8 protein-coding genes and 4 rRNA genes are annotated in these 17,423 nt (G+C 61.7%); 3 read left to right on the top strand and 9 right to left on the bottom strand.

Annotated elements, in window-relative coordinates:
- Positions 1-131 precede the first annotated feature (131 nt).
- Both QNO10_RS02355 and QNO10_RS02350 read left to right on the top strand, forming a co-directional pair.
- Positions 132-1,220 (top strand): ABC transporter ATP-binding protein, encoded by a 1,089-nt coding sequence (locus QNO10_RS02355; protein WP_229949111.1) that lies wholly within the window; start codon positions 132-134, stop codon positions 1,218-1,220.
- 106 nt (positions 1,221-1,326) lie between these two features.
- Entirely contained in the window at positions 1,327-2,688 is a 1,362-nt protein-coding gene (locus QNO10_RS02350; protein ID WP_229949109.1) for a DUF4032 domain-containing protein, read from the top strand.
- Positions 2,689-2,721: 33 nt separating this feature from the next.
- On the opposite strand, the gene QNO10_RS02345 is transcribed toward QNO10_RS02350, so the two are convergent.
- Positions 2,722-3,225, bottom strand: coding sequence for a DUF4190 domain-containing protein (locus QNO10_RS02345; RefSeq protein ID WP_229949106.1), 504 nt, complete (start codon positions 3,223-3,225; stop codon positions 2,722-2,724).
- A gap of 216 nt (positions 3,226-3,441) precedes the next feature.
- On the opposite strand from QNO10_RS02345, the gene QNO10_RS02340 reads away from it, so the two are divergent.
- Positions 3,442-5,151 (top strand): glycoside hydrolase family 13 protein, encoded by a 1,710-nt coding sequence (locus tag QNO10_RS02340; RefSeq protein WP_229949104.1) that lies wholly within the window; start codon positions 3,442-3,444, stop codon positions 5,149-5,151.
- A 12-nt stretch (positions 5,152-5,163) separates the two neighbouring features.
- Here the strand turns inward: QNO10_RS02340 and QNO10_RS02335 are convergent, their stop codons facing one another.
- The 8 genes from QNO10_RS02335 to rrf (QNO10_RS02300) form a co-directional block, all read right to left on the bottom strand.
- Complete coding sequence (locus QNO10_RS02335) at positions 5,164-6,537, bottom strand: FAD-binding oxidoreductase (RefSeq protein ID WP_229949102.1); 1,374 nt, start codon at positions 6,535-6,537, stop codon at positions 5,164-5,166.
- Between the two features lie 9 nt (positions 6,538-6,546).
- A complete protein-coding gene (locus QNO10_RS02330) occupies positions 6,547-7,044 on the bottom strand; it encodes an SRPBCC family protein (protein ID WP_229949100.1) in 498 nt (165 codons plus the stop codon).
- 189 nt (positions 7,045-7,233) lie between these two features.
- Positions 7,234-7,350, bottom strand: a 5S ribosomal RNA gene (gene rrf / locus QNO10_RS02325).
- Positions 7,351-7,624: 274 nt separating this feature from the next.
- Positions 7,625-10,759: ribosomal RNA gene (locus QNO10_RS02320) — 23S ribosomal RNA — on the bottom strand.
- Between the two features lie 518 nt (positions 10,760-11,277).
- Positions 11,278-12,804, bottom strand: a 16S ribosomal RNA gene (locus tag QNO10_RS02315).
- The 16S, 23S and 5S rRNA genes sit together here, the layout of an rRNA operon.
- Positions 12,805-13,368: 564 nt before the next feature.
- Positions 13,369-14,850, bottom strand: coding sequence for a thioester domain-containing protein (locus tag QNO10_RS02310; protein WP_229951375.1), 1,482 nt, complete (start codon positions 14,848-14,850; stop codon positions 13,369-13,371).
- 307 nt (positions 14,851-15,157) lie between these two features.
- A complete protein-coding gene (locus tag QNO10_RS02305; RefSeq protein WP_229951376.1) occupies positions 15,158-16,867 on the bottom strand; it encodes a thioester domain-containing protein in 1,710 nt (569 codons plus the stop codon).
- Positions 16,868-17,264: 397 nt separating this feature from the next.
- A 5S ribosomal RNA gene (rrf, locus tag QNO10_RS02300) occupies positions 17,265-17,381 on the bottom strand.
- Positions 17,382-17,423 lie beyond the last annotated feature (42 nt).

The following is a 17,423-nucleotide window of genomic DNA, read 5'->3' as shown; positions in this document are numbered from 1 at the left end:
GTGCCATACTGACCCTGTGACCCGCACCACAGGTCGGAGAAGACCTGTGCCATGCGGCTCTACATCCAACTCAATAGCTCTCCATTCACAACGGATCGTCGGGCACGTACCTGCCCGTGAAGGGAAACACCATGGCAACGGTAACGTTTGACCAGGCCACACGCCTCTACCCGGGGACCGAACGTCCCGCGGTAGACAACCTCAGCCTCGAAATCGCCGACGGCGAATTCCTGGTTCTCGTCGGCCCGTCGGGCTGCGGAAAATCCACCTCGCTGCGCATGCTCGCCGGTCTCGAAGACGTCAACTCCGGGCGGATCCTGATCGGCGACCGGGATGTCACCGACGTTCCGCCCAAGGACCGCGATATCGCCATGGTTTTCCAGAACTATGCGCTGTACCCGCACATGTCCGTGGCGGACAACATGGGCTTCGCCCTGAAGATTGCCGGCATCGGCAAGGAAGAGCGGCTTGAACGCGTCCGCGAGGCGGCAAAGCTGCTGGACCTCGAAGACTTCCTGGACCGCAAGCCGAAGGCACTCTCGGGTGGCCAGCGCCAGCGTGTTGCCATGGGCCGGGCCATTGTCCGTAACCCGCAGGTCTTCCTGATGGATGAGCCCCTGTCCAACCTGGATGCCAAGCTGCGTGTGCAGACCCGCACCCAGATTGCGTCGCTGACCCGCCGCCTCGGGGTCACCACCGTGTACGTCACCCACGACCAGGTTGAAGCCATGACCATGGGTGACCGGGTCGCGGTGCTGAAGGACGGCATCCTGCAGCAGGTCGACACCCCGCGGAACCTCTACGACCACCCCCGGAACGTGTTCGTTGCCGGCTTCATCGGCTCCCCCGCCATGAACCTGCTCGAGCTTCCGGTGGTCGACGGCGGCGTTGCCTTTGGCGGTGCCGTCTACCCGGTGGAGAGTTCCGTTCTCGGTGCGGCCGCCGGCAACACGGTGACCCTGGGTGTCCGTCCCGAGGACCTGGAAACGGTGCCCGAGGGCGAAGGCCTGCGGGTGGAGGTCGACGTTGTCGAGGAGCTGGGCGCCGACGCCTACGTATACGGCCACAGCAGCATCGACGGCAAGGATTACGACATGGTGGTCCGGGTCGATGGACGGCGTCCTCCGCTGAAGGGCGACACGCTCCACGTCCGCCCGCAGAAGGGCCACGTGCACCTGTTCGATACCTCCAACGGGGAACGGCTGGCGGAACAGGCCTAACCCGCACCGTAACAGCATGCGGTGGCTTCCCTGCTCAACTAAACTCTGAGATGGGGAGCCACCGCTTTTTCCTTAACGCATGCTTGAGATGTAAGGGCTTTCGCCTATGACAGACGCTGCACCTGCCAGTTGGCAGAATGAACCCACCGACTGGGAGCAGGCCGGCAAGCTGCCCCGCACCACACGGTCCTCGACCCAACGGATCAACACACTTGGGTCGTTGAACATCACGGCCGCTTCCATGGACCCGGCACTGCTGGACCTGCCCTGGCACATTCCGCTCGAGGAATGGCCCAAGGAGAACCTGGCCGCCCTCCCCCGCGGCATCTCCCGCCACGTTGTCCGCTTCGCCCGTCTGGGCGATTCGCTGATTGCCATTAAGGAAACCAGCGAACACGTGGCCCGGCAGGAATACCACATGCTGCGCAAGCTCCGCCGGCTGAATGTTCCCGCGGTGGCGCCCGTGGCCGTGATCACCGGGCGCATGGATTCCGCGGGCGAAGAGCTGCAGCCGGTCCTGGTCACCCGGCATCTGCGCTTTTCCCTGCCCTACCGTGCCGTCTTCTCCCAGACCCTGCGCGAGGTGACCCTGACCCGCCTGATCGACGCGCAGGCGCTGCTGCTGGTCCGCCTGCATCTGGCGGGCTTTTACTGGGGCGACGTGTCCCTGTCCAACACCCTCTTCCGCCGCGACGCCGGCGCCTTCGCGGCGTACCTCGTGGACGCCGAAACCGGTGAACTCTACCCGGAGCTTTCCAACGGCCAGCGTGAATACGACCTGGAAATCGCCCGGGTCAACATCGCCGGAGAACTGATGGACCTCGCGGAGGGCGGCCTGATTGAGGAATCCGTGGATCCGCTGGCCACCAGCGAACGGATCATGGACAGTTACCGCCGGCTCTGGGCGGAGCTGACGGAGCGGGAATCCTTCGGGATGGCTGACCGGTGGCGCGTGGATGCACGCATCCGCCGCCTCAATGACCTGGGATTCGACGTCGACGAGCTCAGCATCAGCACCACCCCCGACGGGACGCAGGTCCAGTTGCAGCCTAAGGTGGTCGACGCCGGCCATCACCAGCGCCGGCTGCTGCGCCTGACCGGAATCGATGCCCAGGAAAACCAGGCCCGCAGGCTCCTCAATGACCTGGACTCCTACCGGGTGACCAGTCATCCGGAACTCGATGAAGAGCTCAGTGCGCACCTGTGGGTCACCCAGGTGTTCGAACCAATCGTCAAAGCCGTCCCCCGCGACCTGGGCAGCAAGCTGGAAGCCGCCGAAGTGGTGCATGAAGTCCTGGAGCACCGGTGGTACATGTCCGAAAAGGCCAACCGCAATGTGCCGATGGCGGAAGCGGTGCAGTCCTACATGGACACCATCCTCCGGCACCGCCGGGATGAAGCCGCCATCCTGCTCAGCACCGATACCCGGACGATGGAAATCCTGGATGCCGGAGGAGCGCCGGCCTAAGCAGGTGCTCCTGCGGCTGGCGGCGGTTCCCGGTTAATACCGGCTGGCCGTGGCCGCGAGGACGATGAAGATGAACATCAGCACCCCGAAGATGGTTCCCAGGCTGCCGACGACGATGCCTATGACGGCGGGGGTGTTACCCATCCCTGCCTTGCGGGACTGGGTCAGGCCCACGATGCTCAGCACCAGACCGAGTACGGAAAAGAAGAAGGATGTGACAAGGCCGGCGATGCCCATGGCTTGTCCGGGGTTCGGACGCGGCACCGGGTAACCGGCCTGGCCGTAGGCCGGGTACGCCGGCTGTTCGCCGTAGCCGGGGTAACCCTGCTGCTGGCTGTAGGCCGGCGTCTGCTGGCCACCTCCGGGGTAGCTGTCCTGCTGTCCGTAGGACGGATATGCGGTACTGTCCGTCGGGTCGGGCACTCCGGGATAGCCTGGCTGCGGGGACGGAGGACCGTACTGGCCGTCGTCCGAAGCATTCTCGTTATTGGCTCCCGGGTTGGCGCCGGGCTGCCCGTCTGGGCGGTTTTCAGACACGTTGTTCCCCTTGGGTAAGTAGACATGCCGGCACCGGGACCGGCCGCCGATGTGGTCTGTCCCCAGCTTATAGGTCTGCCCGAGGTGTGCCCACCGTCTCATAAATGCGTGGCAAACCTCTCGTGTGATTCCGGCTGCAGTTCGCATCTCCGGAGGAATCCCGGACGTTAAATGGAAGTGTTAGTCCATATAACCTGCGGAAGGAAGACGCCCTGAATGGTTGAACAGCTGACTACCGCTTCAGCCGTCTCCAGGCTGGTCCCCGTGCATGAGCCGTCCACCGGCCGTGAATGGTGGCGGTCCTCGGTGATCTACCAGATCTACCCGCGCTCGTTCCGTGACCTGCGCGGAGACGGAGTCGGAGACCTGCCCGGCATCACCGCCGAGATCCCCACCCTGGCCGAACTCGACATCGACGCCATCTGGCTCTCCCCCTTCTACCGCTCACCCCAGAAGGACGCCGGCTACGACGTCGCCGACTACTGCTCCGTGGACCCCCTCTTCGGCACCCTGGACGACTTCGACGCCCTCGTCGCCGAAGCCTCCCGCCATAACATCCGCATCATTGTGGACCTGGTCCCCAACCACTGCTCCGACCAGCACCCCCTCTTCCAGGCTGCCCTCACCTCCCCCGCCGGCTCCCCGGCCCGGGACCTGTTCATCTTCCGCGACGGCACCGGCGAACACGGGGAAAACCCTCCGAACAACTGGCAGTCGCACTTCGGCGGCCCGGCCTGGACCCGCGTTACGGAACCCGACGGCACCCCCGGACAGTGGTACCTGCACCTGTTCGACACCTCCCAGCCGGACTTCAACTGGGACAGCCCCGCCGTGCACGCCGAGTTCGAGAAGATCCTGCGGTTCTGGCTGGACCGCGGCGTCGGCGGGTTCCGCGTCGACGTCGCCCACGCACTGATCAAGAAATCCGGGCTCCCGGACTGGGGCGGACGCGCCGACGGGTCCTCCTCCGAAGGGTTCCCCGGCCATGCGGCCCCGATGTTCGGCCAGCCCGGCATCCACGACATCTACCGGTCCTGGCGGAAGATCCTGGACTCCTACGACGGCGACCGGGTGCTCTGCGCCGAAGCGACCATCGACCCCATCGAACGCCTCAGCGACTGGGTGCGCCCGGACGAAATGCACCAGACGTTCAACTTCGCCTACCTGCACCACCCCTGGCACGCCCCCGCGCTGCGGGAAGTCATCGAGTCTTCCCTGCAGGCGTTCGACCGGGTCGGGGCACCCACCACGTGGGTGCTCTCCAACCACGACGTCGTCCGGCACACCAGCCGCTTCGGCCTGACCGGCGCCGGCCCCCGCAGCGGAGACGGCCTCGGGCCGCGGGACGAACAGCCGAACCTCGAACTCGGTATTGCCCGTGCCCGTGCTGCCACGCTGCTGATGCTGGCACTGCCCGGCGGTGTTTACCTCTATCAGGGGGAGGAACTCGGGCTGCCGGACCATACACTGCTCCCGGACGAGTTCCGGCAGGATCCGACGTTCCACCGCACCGCCGGTGTCCGCGTCGGACGGGACGGCAACCGCGTGCCGCTGCCCTGGAAGGCGAACCTCCCCAGCTACGGCTTCAGTTCCACTGGCGAGAGCTGGCTGCCGCAGCCCCCTATCTGGGGCAGGCATTCCCGGGATATCGAGCAGCGTAACCCCGATTCGACGTTGAACCTGTACCGTAGTGCCCTCGCACTGCGCCGGCAGCTGCGCCTGGGCCACGGTTCCCTGGCCTGGTGGCCGGAGCACGACGGCGAGGGACTTGTCGCTTTCGTCAACGGCACCATCCTGGTGGCCATGAATATGGGGGACGTGCCGGTGGAGCTTCCGGACCTGCCGTTGCTGCTGGGCAGCGCTCCGGATGCTCTCGAAGGGAAGCGTCTGCGGCCTAACCGTACGGTGTGGCTGCGGCTGGAGTAGTTCCTAAGGTCCTTAGCCCGAACCGGCAATTGCCTTTCCGGGATTCAGGATGCCTGCAGGGTCAAACACGCTTTTGATTCTGCGTTGAAGCTCCAGCACCTCGGCCTGCTGCTCCTGCGGCAGCCACCGGAGCTTGAACTGTCCCACACCGTGTTCGCCGGTGATGGTTCCGCCGGATGACAGGGCGACGGATATGGACTCATCCAGCGCCGCATCCAGCCGCGCTGCTCCACTTTTGTCGGCAGCCTGCACCCAAAAGGTCGGGTGCAGGTTGCCGTCCCCCGCGTGGGCCACCACCTTGAGGTTCACTCGATGCTGCGCCGCCATCCGCTCCAAGTCCGCAACGTACCGCACCAGCGCCGAGCGCGGCACGGCCACGTCCTCCCCTACCCGTGATTGGTTTACATCGCCGTCTCCCCGGCTGTGCCGGCGCAGCTCCACCAGGCGTACGGCTTCGGCCGACCCTTCACTGGTAACGGCGGATGCATGTTCTGTGAGTACGCTCCGCACCATGTCGGCTTCGGCCCCGGCACCGAAACCGTCGGTTTGAATCAGCAGCAGGGCGTTTCCCCTCGAGCGCAGGTTACTGCCGTGCGTTTCGTCCAGGGCGCTCAGGGTGGCACCGTCCAACAGCTCCATGATGGCTGGCTGTACGCGGGCCGCACCTACGGCTAAAACGCCGGCAGCCGCCGTCGGGAAATCGGGGAAGAACGCGGCGATCGTACGGATCTCCACCGGCAGGTACCGCAGACGGACAGTGATGCCGACGATGATGCCCAAGGTGCCTTCGGACCCGGTGAAAAGCCCCGTGAGGTCATATCCCGCGACCCCCTTGAAGGTACGCTGACCGGTGCTGATAAGGGTGCCGTCCGCGAGGACAACGTCGAGGGCCAGTACGGAGTCACGGGTCACTCCATATTTGGCGCAGCGCAGGCCACCGGCATTGGTGGCCACATTCCCGCCGATGGTGGAGGTCAGGTAGCTGGCCGGATCCGGCGCGTACATCAACCCGTGGGACGCTGCGGCCGCGTTCAGGTCCGCGTTGACCACGCCAGGTTCGACGACGGCCACCTCATCCTGCGCATTGATTTCGAGGATCCGGTTCATCCGGTCCAGGCAGAGGACGATGCATCCGTCCGTTGCATGCGCCCCGCCGGAAACACCGGTTCCCGCACCACGCGGAACCACCGCAGTCCCCGTTGCCGTGGCCCAGCGCATCACGTCCTGGACGGCCTGCACATTGGCGGGCCAGACGACCGCCCGGGGTTCGGCGTACGCGCGCACGGGTCCCTGATCGATCGCGTAGGCGGCCAGGACCTCCGGCGCGGTATCGACCTGCAGGTCCGCCCCGCTGAGGCTAAGCCCGCGGAGTGCATCTAGGGACATGCCAGCAGACTACCGTGCCCCCATAAACCGTGCGTAGCGGTCGAGGATCTCCGACCATTCCTCCTGGAGACGGCTGTATTCACCGGCGCCATCCGGCAGCCGGTCCAGCCCACCGTGCCGGAGCGTGACCAGTGTGGACCCGTCCTCCGCCGGCGTGAATTCGACGCGTACATCGGTGGGGTTCCGCGGGCTATGTCCGGCTACCCAGTCCAGTTCAAGCAGCGTGTCCGGTTCCCGGGTTCGTACCGTGGCCCACACTGCCGTTTCCCCGTCCGGTCCCGTTTCGGTGAGGACCCCGCCCTCGAACTCCGCGTGGGTTCCTTCACCAAAGTCAGTCAGTTCCTCCGGCCACCATAAGTGAAGGTAATCGGTGAATCCGTTGAAGGCTTCCTCCGCGTCGCGGGGGACCTGCCGCACCGCGACAACGTCCGGGACAGAGGCCGGCTGTCCGGGGTCCGTGCCTTCCGGGTCCGGGTCGGCCGGGTGGGAAAACAGGGAAGCGCTCATGCAGTCCAGCCTACCGGCTGCCGTCGGGCTGGTGCCGCCTAGATGCAGGACGCGCCAGTCCCCGACGGCGGCCAAAGGAACCCGCCGGCAGCTCCCCGAAGGTCAGGACCGCCCGGGTTAGGCCTGGCGGGTTAAAGAGGAAGAGCCCGTACCAGCACTGGTACGGGCTCATCCTGTTATTCAAATATTGTCCGGCGGTGACCTACTCTCCCACATCCTCCCGGATGCAGTACCATCGGCGCTGTGGGTCTTAGCTTCCGGGTTCGGAATGGGACCGGGCGTTTCCCCCACGCTATGACCGCCGTAACCCTGCTACCCGCACCCCCGCAAAGCGGGGTGGGGAAATCTCTGGTTACAACACGTCCCGGAACCCCTATCACGCCAAAAAGACGCTGCAAGGGTGCCGGCAGTGCGGTAAAAAAGGTGAACCAACCCCCGGACAAGAGGGTGGGTTCGTGTTCCAGGCACAGCAACCAAAGGTTGTTGTCCGGGAACCACATAGTGGACGCAAGCAGCATGATCTTCAACACCCTTTATACTTTGACGGACCGTTTGAAGTCGTGTCCGTCCAGGTGTTGTTGTGGTGTAAGTTATCGGCCTATTAGTACCGGTCAGCTTCACGGGTCTTTAGTCCCCGCTTCCACATCCGGCCTATCAACCCAGTGGTCTGGCTGGGGGCCTCTCACACACAAGGTGTATGGAAATCTCATCTCGAAGCGGGCTTCCCGCTTAGATGCTTTCAGCGGTTATCCCATCCGAACGTAGCTAATCAGCGGTGCACTTGGCAGTACAACTGACACACCAGAGGTTCGTCCGTCCCGGTCCTCTCGTACTAAGGACAGCCCTTCTCAAATTTCCTGCGCGCGCAGCGGATAGGGACCGAACTGTCTCACGACGTTCTAAACCCAGCTCGCGTACCGCTTTAATGGGCGAACAGCCCAACCCTTGGGACCTACTCCAGCCCCAGGATGCGACGAGCCGACATCGAGGTGCCAAACCATGCCGTCGATATGGACTCTTGGGCAAGATCAGCCTGTTATCCCCGAGGTACCTTTTATCCGTTGAGCGACGGCCATTCCACAATGTACCGCCGGATCACTAGTCCCGACTTTCGTCCCTGCTCGAGATGTCTCTCTCACAGTCAAGCTCCCTTGTGCACTTACACTCGACACCTGATTGCCAACCAGGCTGAGGGAACCTTTGGGCGCCTCCGTTACTCTTTAGGAGGCAACCGCCCCAGTTAAACTACCCATCAGGCACTGTCCCTGACCCGGATTACGGGCCGAAGTTAGATATCCAGTATGACCAGAGTGGTATTTCAACGATGACTCCACCCGAACTGGCGTCCGGGTCTCACAGTCTCCCACCTATCCTACACAAGCCACACCGAACACCAATACCAAACTATAGTAAAGGTCTCGGGGTCTTTCCGTCCTGCTGCGCGTAACGAGCATCTTTACTCGTACTGCAATTTCGCCGAGTTTATGGTTGAGACAGCGGGGAAGTCGTTACTCCATTCGTGCAGGTCGGAACTTACCCGACAAGGAATTTCGCTACCTTAGGATGGTTATAGTTACCACCGCCGTTTACTGGGGCTTAAATTCCCAGCTTCGCCCGTAAGGGCTAACCGGTCCTCTTAACCTTCCAGCACCGGGCAGGAGTCAGTCCGTATACATCGTCTTGCGACTTCGCACGGACCTGTGTTTTTAGTAAACAGTCGCTTCCCCCTGGTCTCTGCGGCCCCGATCCCCTCCGGACAGCAAGTGTCCATCAAGGTTGGGGCCCCCCTTCTCCCGAAGTTACGGGGGCATTTTGCCGAGTTCCTTAACCATAATTCTCTCGATCGCCTTAGTATTCTCTACCTGATCACCTGTGTCGGTTTGGGGTACGGGCGGCTGGAACCTCGCGCCGATGCTTTTCTAGGCAGCATAGGATCACCGGATCCCCCCGTGAGGGGGTCCCGTCGGATCTCAGGTTCGTCATCCAAGACACCGTGACGGATTTACCTATCACGGACCCTACGTCCTTAGACCAGGTCTACCATCGCCTGGCCCGGCTACCTTCCTGCGTCACACCTGTTAATACGCTTACCTCCCAGGATCAGGTCCCGTGCTCGGCCAAAACCCTCACACCACAAGGGTGATCGGGCAGGCTCCGGACGGTTAGTGTCCCCTGCTTGGTATGGGCGGTTCTTCGCCGGTACGGGAATATCAACCCGTTGTCCATCGACTACGCCTGTCGGCCTCGCCTTAGGTCCCGACTTACCCAGGGCAGATTAGCTTGACCCTGGAACCCTTGATCATTCGGCGGACGGGTTTCTCACCCGTCTTTCGCTACTCATGCCTGCATTCTCACTCGTGTAGGCTCCACCGCTGGTTTCCACCGCGGCTTCACTGCCCACACGACGCTCCCCTACCACTCCAGACGACTGAACCACGAAGGCTTATCTAATATCTGAAATCCACAACTTCGGCGGTGTACTTGAGCCCCGCTACATTGTCGGCGCGGAATCACTTGACCAGTGAGCTATTACGCACTCTTTCAAGGGTGGCTGCTTCTAAGCCAACCTCCTGGTTGTCTGGGCAACTCCACATCCTTTCCCACTTAGCACACGCTTAGGGGCCTTAGTTGGTGGTCTGGGCTGTTTCCCTCTCGACTATGAAGCTTATCCCCCACAGTCTCACTGCTGCGCTCTCACTTACCGGCATTCGGAGTTTGGCTGACGTCAGTAACCTTGTAGGGCCCATTAGCCATCCAGTAGCTCTACCTCCGGTAAGAAACACGCAACGCTGCACCTAAATGCATTTCGGGGAGAACCAGCTATCACGGAGTTTGATTGGCCTTTCACCCCTACCCACAGCTCATCCCCTCCATTTTCAACTGAAGTGGGTTCGGTCCTCCACGACGTCTTACCGTCGCTTCAACCTGGCCATGGGTAGATCACTCCGCTTCGGGTCTAGATCACGCCACTGCATCGCCCTATTCAGACTCGCTTTCGCTACGGCTTCCCCTCACGGGTTAACCTCGCGACGTAACACTAACTCGCAGGCTCATTCTTCAAAAGGCACGCTGTCACAGCTACAAGGCTGCTCCAACGGTTTGTAGGCACACGGTTTCAGGTACTATTTCACTCCCCTCCCGGGGTACTTTTCACCTTTCCCTCACGGTACTTGTCCGCTATCGGTCATCAGGGAGTATTTAGGCTTACCAGGTGGTCCTGGCAGATTCGCACGGGATTTCTCGGGCCCCGTGCTACTTGGGATCCTCTCCAAGCGGCAGCATACATTCCGGTTACGGGGCTAACACCCTCTACGGCCTGGCTTTCAAACCAGTTCACCTATGCACCTGCACTCACTTCACCGATCCGGCAGAATCGGTACGGAAAGTCCCGCAACCCCAGTGATGCAACGCCCGCCGGCTATCACACACCACTGGTTTAGCCTCTTCCGCGTTCGCTCGCCACTACTAACGGAATCACTGTTGTTTTCTCTTCCTGTGGGTACTGAGATGTTTCACTTCCCCACGTTCCCTCCACGCACCCTATGTGTTCAGATGCGGGTCACCCGGTCACTCGCGCGCCGGGCGGGGTTTCCCCATTCGGACATCCTGGGATCAAAGTTCGGTTATCAACTCCCCCAGGCTTATCGCAGATTCCTACGTCCTTCTTCGGCTCCTGATGCCAAGGCATCCACCGTGTGCCCTTAAAAACTTGACCACTAAGATCAATTTATTATCGCTATCGAGAAAACCACGGTCTCACCAGGCACCCGCGAAGGGCACCCGGATCTACCAGGTTTTTCTGAAATTGCACTTAATATTTTAAGATGCTCGCGTCCACTATGTAGTTCTCAAACAACAACCCCGTCACACCCGTCCCCGCACCGGACAACCCCGCAAAGGGTGTCAGTGATACGGTTCCGGCCTGCGCAGGAACAAACAGAAACAAACCAGGTTACCCGCAACCCCCGCCCCGAAGGGAAGGACATGCGGGTGCCTGTTGCTTCAGGACCCAACAGTGTGCCAAACGACTAACCGGACCCACACGGTAACAGGAGGTTTTCCAGGAACCCCGAAGGGAACGTACTGGCCTCTGAAACCGGCATGCCGGCGCCTATCCATTGATATTCCACCCTTGAGCACCCACCGGAGAACATATGTCTCCGATATGGGCATCTCCTGCAGGGCACACCACCCACACTGTGGAAGGCAATGCCACCCTGAGGTGCTCCTTAGAAAGGAGGTGATCCAGCCGCACCTTCCGGTACGGCTACCTTGTTACGACTTAGTCCCAATCGCCGGTCCCACCTTCGACGGCTCCCTCCCCAAGGGGTTAGGCCACCGGCTTCGGGTGTTACCAACTTTCGTGACTTGACGGGCGGTGTGTACAAGGCCCGGGAACGTATTCACCGCAGCGTTGCTGATCTGCGATTACTAGCGACTCCAACTTCATGAGGTCGAGTTGCAGACCTCAATCCGAACTGAGACCGGCTTTTTGGGATTAGCTCCACCTCACAGTATCGCAACCCTTTGTACCGGCCATTGTAGCATGCGTGAAGCCCAAGACATAAGGGGCATGATGATTTGACGTCGTCCCCACCTTCCTCCGAGTTGACCCCGGCAGTCTCCTATGAGTCCCCGCCATAACGCGCTGGCAACATAGAACGAGGGTTGCGCTCGTTGCGGGACTTAACCCAACATCTCACGACACGAGCTGACGACAACCATGCACCACCTGTAAACCGGCCACAAGTGGGGGACCTGTTTCCAGGCCTTTCCGGTTCATGTCAAGCCTTGGTAAGGTTCTTCGCGTTGCATCGAATTAATCCGCATGCTCCGCCGCTTGTGCGGGCCCCCGTCAATTCCTTTGAGTTTTAGCCTTGCGGCCGTACTCCCCAGGCGGGGCACTTAATGCGTTAGCTACGGCGCGGAAAACGTGGAATGTCCCCCACACCTAGTGCCCAACGTTTACGGCATGGACTACCAGGGTATCTAATCCTGTTCGCTCCCCATGCTTTCGCTCCTCAGCGTCAGTTAATGCCCAGAGACCTGCCTTCGCCATCGGTGTTCCTCCTGATATCTGCGCATTTCACCGCTACACCAGGAATTCCAGTCTCCCCTACATCACTCTAGTCTGCCCGTACCCACTGCAGACCCGGGGTTGAGCCCCGGGCTTTCACAGCAGACGCGACAAACCGCCTACGAGCTCTTTACGCCCAATAATTCCGGATAACGCTTGCGCCCTACGTATTACCGCGGCTGCTGGCACGTAGTTAGCCGGCGCTTCTTCTGCAGGTACCGTCACTTTCGCTTCTTCCCTGCTGAAAGAGGTTTACAACCCGAAGGCATTCGTCCCTCACGCGGCGTCGCTGCATCAGGCTTCCGCCCATTGTGCAATATTCCCCACTGCTGCCTCCCGTAGGAGTCTGGGCCGTGTCTCAGTCCCAGTGTGGCCGGTCACCCTCTCAGGCCGGCTACCCGTCGTCGCCTTGGTGGGCCATTACCCCAACCAACAAGCTGATAGGCCGCGAGTCCATCCAAAACCGCATAAAGCTTTCCACGGACCGCCATGCGGTGGTCCGTTGTATCCGGTATTAGACCCGGTTTCCCAGGCTTATCCCGAAGTCAGGGGCAGGTTACTCACGTGTTACTCACCCGTTCGCCACTAATCATTCTGTGCAAGCACAGAAGTCATCGTTCGACTTGCATGTGTTAAGCACGCCGCCAGCGTTCATCCTGAGCCAGGATCAAACTCTCCGTAAATGTGTTACAGACACAGTCCGGGGACCAAGGAAAATTGGTCGTCCGTCCTGCACTAAATTCGAAACCGGCTAAAAAAACCGTCCCATACCCACGGGGTGGGCGGAAACGGCCTGTTCAACCAATCAATATAAATAAATTGGTATCAATAAACTTGGCACACTATTGAGTTCTCAAACAACAGACGCAATCCGAAAATACTCGGGAAAACAAATGTTTTCCTTTTCTTCTTCGCTGCAATGTTTATATATCTTATTCCATTCCGGCGTTTTCCGCAATTCGCGGTATCCGTGATCCGGACCACCGTGAAAAGCGTTTCCGCCGTTCCGGACCCAGCACTTACCGGAGTCTTTTCCACCGTCCCCGTGAAGGGCGCACTGGTTGGACTCTGTTTTGTGATGGGGTTTGGCCGCCATGCTCGGGCGCTTTTCCAGCGTCCCGGCCGCGGCGACTTCTAAAACTTTACACACGAATCCACCCACCTGCAAATCGCCACCGAAGCGCTGGAGCCGACCCCCTCGCCAGGGCCGGCTTCAGCCGAACTTCAGCGGCAATTGCCAGCGCTAACTAGCTGCGCCGCCGTCGTGAGGTCCCCAGAACCAGGACCGATCCGGCGAGTACTGCAGCGCCGGCCACAGCGCCCAGCACCGTAGCGCCGTCGGCCCCGGTGCGCGGGAGCCGCTCGGTAACCGGCACAGGCGCATACACATTGACCACCTCGACGGTTTGGGACTGTCCCGGCAGGATGGTTACTTCAACTGTGCCGGTCGATTCCACAGTGACATCTTCGTTAGCCCCGGATGCCGGCTCCGAAACCCGGCACAGCACACCCGCCGGGATTCCCTGGTACAGCTGCGTGAAGGTGTCCGCGGTGGTCCCCTCAGGGATAACGAAAATCTCGTCTACGAGCCCGTCCCCGCACTGCACGTGGAGCACAATGTCATCCTGCAGGCCGGCGCCGGAGCCGCTGACGGTCTTGGCGACCACAAGGCTGCCGGGGTTGAACTCCACCGTGTTGGTCACGGCGAGGACATTCTCGCCCTCGGTGATCGTCACCGGCTCCGTGACGGTCGGCGTCACCGTCACCTCGGTAGTGGATCCCGTGTCCGGTTCGGTGACAGAGCACACCGTTCCCACCGGAAGATCAACGATCGTTTCGCTGACCGCCGCTGCTGTTCCTGCGGGGATTTCAAAGCTAAACAGGCCCGCTGCACCACAGTCGACAGTCAGCGCAATCGCGCCTTGGCTGCCTACCGCTTCTCCCGCAAAGGTTTTGTTCACCACGAGATCACCCGGCACGAAGAACTCCGCCGTTGCCTCGGCCGTGGCTTCCAACACCGTGGTCGCGGCGAGGATGAGGGGCTGCGCGTTGTCCAATAGTGGATCGCCCTGGTCGTAGAGGTAGACGTTGCCGGTCTGGACCGTGACGGAAGCGCGTGCGCTAATGACTCCCGGGTCGGTTGATGCCGGCGGGCCGGCCACCCAGATCTGGGTCCCCGAAGGGACTGTGCTTCCGGTCGGGATGGGGACGGTCCCCGCAGCGTCGGAGTACATGGTGTATCCGGTTGGCACGGAAACCGTAACCTCCGCGGCTCCTTCCGACGCGACCGTGAACGGGCCCGCCACGCCTCCCGCCGGACCCGCAGCAACCGGTGGGGTGACGGTGACATTCGGTGGGGGCGGTTCCACGAGGGGCCCGTTGGCCTGTGCGTCGGCGACGATCGCCTCAACCACGGGTCTGATGACCGTCTCCGTGGTATTGACCAGGTATCCGTCGGTGAAGTACCAGATCGCACCCTGCACCGCCGCAGCCTGCTGATCGGCGCTTAAGCCCGCAGGGGCTGCGGGATTCGCAGGATAGTAGTTGTTCAGGATGTAATTTACGTAGCCGATGTTGGCTACGTTGGATTCGTCCCAGGCCCCCTGAACGTAGCCGATGCCGACCATGGTCTCCACCGCTGTGTCGATGCAGTACATCTGCCCAATCCCGCCATCGGCGTCCTCCGTCAGAATGATGCCCGCGAACCGGCCGGTCACAGGCACTCCCACTGGGTTCTCCTCCGGATACGGTGCCAAGGGGTCTGGCGGGGTGGGATTGTCAGCCACGAACGCTTGTACCCTTTGAGCGGGCCCGAGGTCGGTAGTCACGACTTCCGCATTGGTGCCGGCTATAGGCGCCGGTTCATTCGGGTCAGGCTCTGCCCACGAAGCATTCGCGGGTGCCGCGAACGGTGCCAGCAGCAGCACTGCAGCGGCCGCCATGCCGAAAAGAGACCTGCGTAACCCGCGCTCGGGCCCCGGCCGACGCCGCGGGCCGGATGGAAAGTAATAATGGCTCATTGGGGGTCTCCTGCTTCTATCCCTGGGATGACTCGCGAGTGAAGCTGTTGTGGCGCCGGCGCGTTGATCCCAGGACCAACAATGATCCGGCGAGCAGTGCCCCACCGCCGGCAATAGCGACGCCGTACGTGGGGCCGTCGGCCCCGGTGCGCGGGAGCCGCTCGGTAACCGGCACAGGCGCATACACATTGACCACCTCGACGGTTTGGGACTGTCCCGGCAGGATGGTTACTTCAGCTGTGCCGGTCGATTCCACAGTGACATCTTCGTTAGCCCCGGATGCCGGCTCTGAAACCCGGCACAGCACACCCGCCGGGATTCCCTGGTACAGCTGCGTGAAGGTGTCCGCGGTGGTCCCCTCAGGGATAACGAAAATCTCATCTACGAGCCCGTCCCCGCACTGCACGTGGAGCACAATGTCATCCTGCAGGCCGGCGCCGGAGCCGCTGATGGTCTTGGCGACCACAAGGCTGCCCGGGTTGAACTCCACCGTATTCGTCACGGCGAGGACATTCTCCCCCTCGGTGATCGTCACCGGATCCGACACTGTCGGCGTCACCGTCACCTCGGTAGTGGATCCCGTAACCGGTTCGGTGAGGGAGCACACCGTACCCACCGGAAGATCCACGATCGTTTCGCTGACCGGTGCAGCGGTTCCTGCGGGGATCTCAAAGCTAAACAGCCCCGCCGCACCACAATCGACAGTCAGCGCAATCGCGCCTTGGCTGCCTACCGCTTCCCCCGCAAACGTTTTGTTCACCACGAGATCACCCGGTACAAAGAACTCCGCAGTCGCCTCGGCAACGGACTCGATTTCGGTGCTGACCGCCAAGATGAGCCGTTGTGCGTCGCTCACGTCGGGATTGTTGCCTACGTAAAGGTAGACGTTCCCCGTTTGCACAGGCACCACCGCCCGGGCTGTAACTACCGCGGGGGCGGTAGTCTGCGCGGTGCTACGCACCCAGACCTGGGTTCCTGACGGTACCGGTCCAATCAAGGGGACCGTTCCAGCTGGATCGGTGTAGAGAGTAAACCCTGTGGCGACCTCGACGGTCAGCAGCTCGCCGTCTCCGGTCGTCACTGTGAAGGGTCCGGTGACACCGTCAACGGGTCCTGCAGCAAGGGGCGGGTCGATGGCCACGGCGGGGGCGGGGGGCTCCGGTAATGGGCCGGCCGCGATGGCTTCCTCGATGATGGGGACGGTGTAATCGCGGATGGGATCCCCCGCATCCAGTACAAAACCGTCGCTGAAGAACCAGATGGCTGCCTGGACTGCGGCGGCCTGCTCGTCCGCCGTCGGCGCAGGAGGTGCGGTAGGCACGGAGGGGTAATAGTTATTAAGAATGCGGTTCACATAGCCGACATTCGGGACCTCCGATTCGCTCCACGTACCCCCCTCGTATCCGAGCCCCGAATAGGTAGAGGTCCGGATGTCGATGCAATACATGGACTCGGTACTCCCATCGGCATCGGTGGTGGTGATGATTCCAGCGAAGGAAGCGTCGCTGTCCTCATATCCCGGCGGGACTTCGGCAGGGTACGCGGAAATATCAAAACCTGCCCCTGCGGGCGGGAGCCCCCCGGCGACCGAGGTTCCTTCCGCCGTGCCCGTCATGGTGACTTCAACGTCGGCAGCCGGATTAGTGGTGCCCGGCGGCGTCCCCGAAAAAACGGCCTGCGCAGGCAACGCCAGCACCAACAACGCGGCCAGCAGTACACCGACCAAACCAAACAATGACCTCAGATACCCGCGCTGCTTTCTGCCCCTCCCGCGGTTCCCCCCAGACTGTGCAAGTGCTCCACTCCGACCCATAAGGTCCTGCCTTCTCTCGCTGGCTTACTGAGAGGGGCAGCTGCAGTAGAGACCAGCTCAAAGCCGGCAACCGCTCGCCCCGAAGTCGCGACGGTATATGCAGGCGTACACACTTGTAAGGGTAAGTGTGTGGATCCAGAGCGGTTAGCGCCCAAAAGAGTGATGTAGGAGTCTTGGGGTGGACAGACCGGCTGCACGCCTAACGGGATGCGCCGCCTGGTCCTCAGGCGGTCCAGCGCAGGTCCTGGCGGGTTAAAGAGGAAGAGCCCGTACCAGCACTGGTACGGGCTCATCCTGTTATTCAAATATTGTCCGGCGGTGACCTACTCTCCCACATCCTCCCGGATGCAGTACCATCGGCGCTGTGGGTCTTAGCTTCCGGGTTCGGAATGGGACCGGGCGTTTCCCCCACGCTATGACCGCCGTAACCCTGCTACCCGCACCCCCGCAAAGCGGGGTGGGGAAATCT

This window comes from Arthrobacter sp. zg-Y919 (assembly GCF_030142045.1).
In the GTDB taxonomy this organism is placed as follows: Bacteria; Actinomycetota; Actinomycetes; order Actinomycetales; family Micrococcaceae; genus Arthrobacter_B.
This window is presented reverse-complemented; position numbering and strand designations above follow the sequence as displayed.

What these genes read in the sequence shown, in the direction of transcription:
- QNO10_RS02355 (WP_229949111.1), top strand. Translation starts at nt 132, where the DNA reads ATGGCAACGGTAACGTTTGACCAGGCCACACGCCTCTACCCGGGGACC.
- QNO10_RS02350 (WP_229949109.1), top strand. Translation starts at nt 1,327, where the DNA reads ATGACAGACGCTGCACCTGCCAGTTGGCAGAATGAACCCACCGACTGG.
- QNO10_RS02340 (WP_229949104.1), top strand. Translation starts at nt 3,442, where the DNA reads ATGGTTGAACAGCTGACTACCGCTTCAGCCGTCTCCAGGCTGGTCCCC.
- QNO10_RS02335 (WP_229949102.1), bottom strand. Translation starts at nt 6,537, where the DNA reads ATGTCCCTAGATGCACTCCGCGGGCTTAGCCTCAGCGGGGCGGACCTG.
- QNO10_RS02330 (WP_229949100.1), bottom strand. Translation starts at nt 7,044, where the DNA reads ATGAGCGCTTCCCTGTTTTCCCACCCGGCCGACCCGGACCCGGAAGGC.